The 4,543-nt window shown below is 74.6% G+C and carries 6 protein-coding genes and 1 pseudogene; 3 read left to right on the top strand and 4 right to left on the bottom strand.

Going from position 1 to position 4,543, the window contains the following annotated elements:
• The 3 genes from NCC78_RS27935 to NCC78_RS27925 form a co-directional block, all read right to left on the bottom strand.
• The coding region (locus NCC78_RS27935) for a nucleotidyltransferase family protein (protein ID WP_504921117.1) at positions 1–314 on the bottom strand (314 nt) is incomplete at its 3' end.
• A gap of 70 nt (positions 315–384) precedes the next feature.
• Complete coding sequence (locus NCC78_RS27930; protein ID WP_250798237.1) at positions 385–1,389, bottom strand: aldo/keto reductase; 1,005 nt, start codon at positions 1,387–1,389, stop codon at positions 385–387.
• Entirely contained in the window at positions 1,386–1,772 is a 387-nt protein-coding gene (locus NCC78_RS27925; RefSeq protein WP_250798236.1) for a MerR family transcriptional regulator, read from the bottom strand. Before NCC78_RS27925 ends, NCC78_RS27930 begins: the two co-directional genes overlap by 4 nt.
• Before the next feature lie 109 nt (positions 1,773–1,881).
• On the opposite strand from NCC78_RS27925, the pseudogene NCC78_RS27920 reads away from it, so the two are divergent.
• The 3 genes and pseudogenes from NCC78_RS27920 to NCC78_RS27910 form a co-directional block, all read left to right on the top strand.
• Positions 1,882–2,598 (top strand): annotated as a pseudogene (locus NCC78_RS27920) (ABC transporter ATP-binding protein); the annotation flags it as partial.
• Between the two features lie 98 nt (positions 2,599–2,696).
• The gene (locus NCC78_RS27915) at positions 2,697–3,452 is read left to right on the top strand and encodes an ABC transporter permease (RefSeq protein WP_250798235.1); all 756 of its coding nucleotides are present in this window, start codon (positions 2,697–2,699) and stop codon (positions 3,450–3,452) included.
• 107 nt (positions 3,453–3,559) lie between these two features.
• A complete protein-coding gene (locus tag NCC78_RS27910) occupies positions 3,560–4,156 on the top strand; it encodes a TetR/AcrR family transcriptional regulator (RefSeq protein ID WP_250798233.1) in 597 nt (198 codons plus the stop codon).
• 129 nt (positions 4,157–4,285) lie between these two features.
• On the opposite strand, the gene NCC78_RS27905 is transcribed toward NCC78_RS27910, so the two are convergent.
• On the bottom strand, positions 4,286–4,543 hold a 258-nt coding region (locus tag NCC78_RS27905; protein WP_250798231.1), incomplete at its 5' end, for a DUF2470 domain-containing protein.

Below are 4,543 nucleotides of genomic sequence, written 5' to 3'. Positions count from 1 at the left end.
GCCGGCGCCTCGACCGGCAGCCCGAACGCCCAGTCGGCCGGCTCGCCGAGCCGGGCCAGCCAGGAGCGGACGTCGCGGGCGGCCACCGAGACGTGGGTCAGCCGCCCGGCGTGCTCCGCGAGGTACGCCCGGCGGGCGGCGTACGGAGCGCCACCGAGCAGCAGGTCGAGGTCGACGTCGCTGTGCGCGGTGGCGGCCCGCCGGGCATGGCTGCCACGCAGCATGATGCCGACGACGGGCCGCTCGGCGCCGGCCCGCAGCCGGGCGGTCCAGTCGTCGAGGAACCCCTCATCCGGTGACGGAGCGTGACCCACTTGCGCCATCGTGCCGTACGCCCGATCGGGGCGCAATGCCCGTTGCCGGACCTGGTGTCCGGTCCGGAGGCTAGTGCCCGACGAATCTCATTGCTGTCTCGGGGTACCTTTCCCCGGCGACCGCCCCCGGCGGCACCGCCGCTCCCAACCGGGTGCGCTGCTCGGGGGTGAGCCGGATGTCGGCGGCGGCGACGTTCTCCTCCAGCCAGCGAACCCGCTTGGTGCCCGGAATCGGGAAGACGTCCTCGCCCTGGGCGAGCAGCCAGGCCAGCGCGGCCTGGGCCGGCGTGCAGCCGATCTCGGCGGCCACCGCCCGCACCTCGTCGACCAGCTTCAGGTTGGCGTCGAGGTTGCCCTCGGCGAAGCGCGGCACCGCGGCCCGCCAGTCGTCGGCGGCTAGCTGGTCGCGGCTGGTGATCGCCCCGGTGAGCAGCCCCCGACCCACCGGCGAGTACGCCACCAGCGCCACCCCCAGTTCCCGGCAGGTGGTCAGCATCTCGCCCTCCACGTCCCGGCTGAACAGCGACCACTCCATCTGCACGGCGGTCACCGGGTGCACCGCGTGCGCCGCGCGCAGCGTCGCCGGGCTGACCTCGGAGAGGCCGATCAGTCGCACCTTGCCGGCGGCGACCAGCTCGGCCATCGCCCCCACCGTCTCCTCGATCGGCGTGGCCGGGTCGCGCCGGTGCAGGTAGTACAGGTCGATGGTGTCCACGCCGAGGCGGCGCAGGGACGCGTCGCAGGCCTCGCGCGCCCAGGCCGCGCTGCTGTCCACGTACGCCCCGGAGCTGCCGGTGCCACCCGAGCCGTCGCCGCGCACCCGGTTGCCGAACTTCGTGGCGAGGAAGACCTCGTCGCGGCGGGCCCGCACCACCGGGGAGAGCAGTTCCTCGTTGCGACCCCGGCCGTACATGTCGGCGGTGTCGAGGTGGTCGACGCCCAGGTCGAGCGCCCGGTGCAGGACGCGGGTCGACTCTGTGTCGTCCCCGGCGCCGTAGGCGAAGCTCATCCCCATGCAGCCGAGCCCGATGGCGGAGATCTCGGGCCCGGTCGCGCCCAGTCGACGGCGGATCATGAGCACCGCTCCGCCCGGCGGTAGTTGTCGATCTTGTAGTTGAGCACCTTGAGGTCCTCCTCCAGCTCGGCCATCCGGTTCAGCACCCGGGCGCGGTGGGCCTCGAAGAGCGCCCGACGGTCGGCGAGGGTGCTGTCGCCCTGCCGAGCCAGTTCGGCGTAGCGGCGCATGTCCCGCACCGGCATGCCGGTGCGGCGCAGCCGGGTGAGCAGGAGCAGCCAGTCGACGTCCCGTTCGGTGTAGCGCCGCCGGCCGGCCGAGTCGCGCCCGACCGGGGCGACCAGCCCCTCCTGCTCGTACCAGCGCAACGTGTAGGTCGTCAGGCCGACCCGCTCGGCCGCCTCGCCGACGGTGAGGGTCATCTCCCGCGTGCTGATGTCCACGCGCCCAGGCTTCCAGTTCGAGTGCACGCGAAGTCAACCGTTGCGCGGGGGGCGGTATCTCATCTAGCGTTGAGTTCATCAGTCGTTGAATTTTTGGGGGAGGTGGGCGATGGAAGACTCGATCGCCGTCCGGGACCTGGTCGTCGACCGGGGCGGGCGGCGGGTGCTGCACGGCATCAGCGCCCGGGTGCCGCGCGGCACGGTCACCGGGCTGCTCGGTCCCAGCGGCAGTGGCAAGACCACCCTGATGCGCGCACTGGTCGGGGTGCAGGTGATCAACTCCGGCACGGTCACCGTGCTCGGGCGGCCCGCCGGCTCACCCGAGCTGCGCCGCCGGGTCGGCTACCTCACCCAGGCGCCCAGCGTCTACGCCGACCTGACGGTGCGGGAGAACGCCCGCTACTTCGCCGCGCTGCACGGCCGGGGCGCGGTCGACGCCGACCGTGCGGTCGCCGACGTGGGGCTCGCGGAGGCGGCCACCCAACTGGTCGGCACCCTCTCCGGCGGGCAGCGCAGCCGGGCGTCGCTGGCCTGCGCCCTGGTCGGCCAGCCGGAGCTGGTCATCCTCGACGAGCCGACCGTCGGCCAGGACCCGGTGCTGCGCGCCGACCTCTGGGCCCGGTTCCACGCGATGGCCGCGACCGGCACCACCCTGCTCGTCTCCAGCCACGTGATGGACGAGGCGGCCCGCTGCGACCGGCTGCTGCTCATCCGCCAGGGGCGGCTGATCGCCGACGACACCCCCGACGCGGTCCGCGCCGCCGCCGGGGTCGACGACCTGGACGAGGCGTTCCTGCGGCTGATCAGGGCGAGCGAGACCGGCACGGACGACGGCGGGCGGCCGGTGGGCACCGACGGCCCGGGGCGGCCCGCGCGCCCGGTCGACGCGGCGGCCCCGACGGGCGCCGCCGGAGAGGAGACGTCGTGAACCCCCGGATCCTGGCCGCCACCACCGGCCGCATCCTGCGCCAACTGCGCCACGACCGGCGCACGGTGGCGCTGCTGGTGGTGGTCCCGTCCGCGCTGCTCGCCCTGGTCTACTTCATGTACGTCGACCAGCCCACCCCGCCCGGGCAACCATCGGTGTTCGACCGGGTCGCGCTGGTGATGCTCGGCCTCTTCCCCTTCGTGATCATGTTCCTGGTCACCAGCATCGCGATGTTGCGGGAGCGCACCACCGGCACGCTGGAACGGCTGCTCACCACCCCGCTGGCCAAGCTCGACCTGCTCTTCGGCTACGGCATCGCGTTCGGGCTGGCCGCGGTCGTCCAGGCCGCCATCGCCGCCGCGGTGGCGTACCGACTCCTCGACCTCGACACCGCCGGGAGCAGCGGGCTGGTGATCATGATCGCGGCGTTGAACGCGGTGCTCGCGGTCGCGCTCGGGCTGCTGTGCAGCGCCTTCGCCCGCACCGAGTTCCAGGCCGTACAGTTCATGCCGGTCGTGGCGGTCCCCCAACTGCTGCTCTGCGGGCTCTTCGTGCCCCGCGACGAGATGGCCGGCTGGTTGCAGGCCGTCAGCGACGTGCTGCCCCTGTCGTACGCCGTCGAGGCGTTGCAGGAGGTCGGCGCGAACGCCGAGCCCACCGGCACCATGTGGCGGGACGTCGCGGTGGTCGCCGGCGCGACGGTGCTGGCGCTGGTGCTCGCCGCGGCCACCCTGCGGCGGCGCAGCGGCTGACGAGGACGTGCCGCCCGCCGGGACGCACCGGCGGGCGGCGACCGCACCGCCCCCGGCCGGGGAGACCCGACCGGCCGGGGGCGGCAGGTGACGAGCGAAGGGCGGCGATGGCACGGCGGACCGGACGGCGACCCGGCAACCCGGACACCCGGGAGGCGATCCTGGCGGCGGCCCGGACGGCCTTCGCCGAGCGTGGCTTCGACGCGGCGTCGATCCGCGCCATCGCCGCCGCCGCGCAGGTGGACCCGGCGCTGGTGCACCACTACTTCGGCAGCAAGGACCAGCTCTTCCTGGCCGCGATGAACTCGCCCGTCGACCCGAGGGAGATCATTCCCCGGATCGTCGCCGGGCCCCGCGACGGCCTCGGCGAGCGCCTGGTCCGGCTATTCCTCGGGGTGTGGGACTCACCGGCCGGCGCGGCCGGGGTGGCGCTGCTGCGCTCCAGCCTGACCCACGAGTGGTCCGCCCGCCTGCTGCGGGAGTTCCTGGTCACCCAGGTCCTGCGCCGGGTGCTCGACCACCTCGACGTCGACCCGGCCGAGCTGCCGCTACGCGGTTCGCTGGTGGCGAGCCAGATGATCGGGCTGGCCATGATGCGGTACGTGGTCCGGCTGGAGCCGGTCGCCTCCGCCGCCCCGGAGACCCTGGTCGCGGCCATCGGCCCCACCGTCCAGCGGTACCTGACCGGCACCCTGCCGGAGTGAGCGCGGGCCTTCGTCGTACCGGGCCGGGCGCATCGCCCGGTGGGCTGGCGGGCCAGGCGCGCGAGTCGCCGGGCCCCGCGCACGACCCGGCCGCGCGCAGACGCGGCTGAGGGCCGGTAGCCGGCCGGCTCAGGCGGAGTCGGCGTGCCGGGACGGGCCGGCGCCACGGCAGAGCATCGGGTGCAGCAGCCGGGCCAGTTCCGTGTGGTCGGCAACCGGCTGCGGGAAGGCGAGCCGGGCGCGCCGGCGGGCGCCGGGCCGACCGCAGGAGACCACCAGGCCGTACCGGTCGATCCGGGTCACTCGGGGCGCCCCCTCGGCGTCTGAGTCGGCCAGGCCGAGCTGCCGGCGGAGGTAGCCGGCGACCTCGTCGGCGTGGTGCCCGGC

Origin of the sequence: Micromonospora phytophila (assembly GCF_023656545.1) — a bacterium.
Taxonomy (GTDB): Bacteria; Actinomycetota; Actinomycetes; order Mycobacteriales; family Micromonosporaceae; genus Micromonospora; species Micromonospora phytophila.
The sequence above is the reverse complement of the archived record's forward strand: the minus strand, read 5'-3'. Positions and strand labels throughout refer to the sequence as shown.

Coding starts and splice junctions, on each gene's coding strand:
- NCC78_RS27930 (WP_250798237.1), bottom strand. CDS start 1,389: ATGATCCGCCGTCGACTGGGCGCGACCGGGCCCGAGATCTCCGCCATC.
- NCC78_RS27910 (WP_250798233.1), top strand. CDS start 3,560: ATGGCACGGCGGACCGGACGGCGACCCGGCAACCCGGACACCCGGGAG.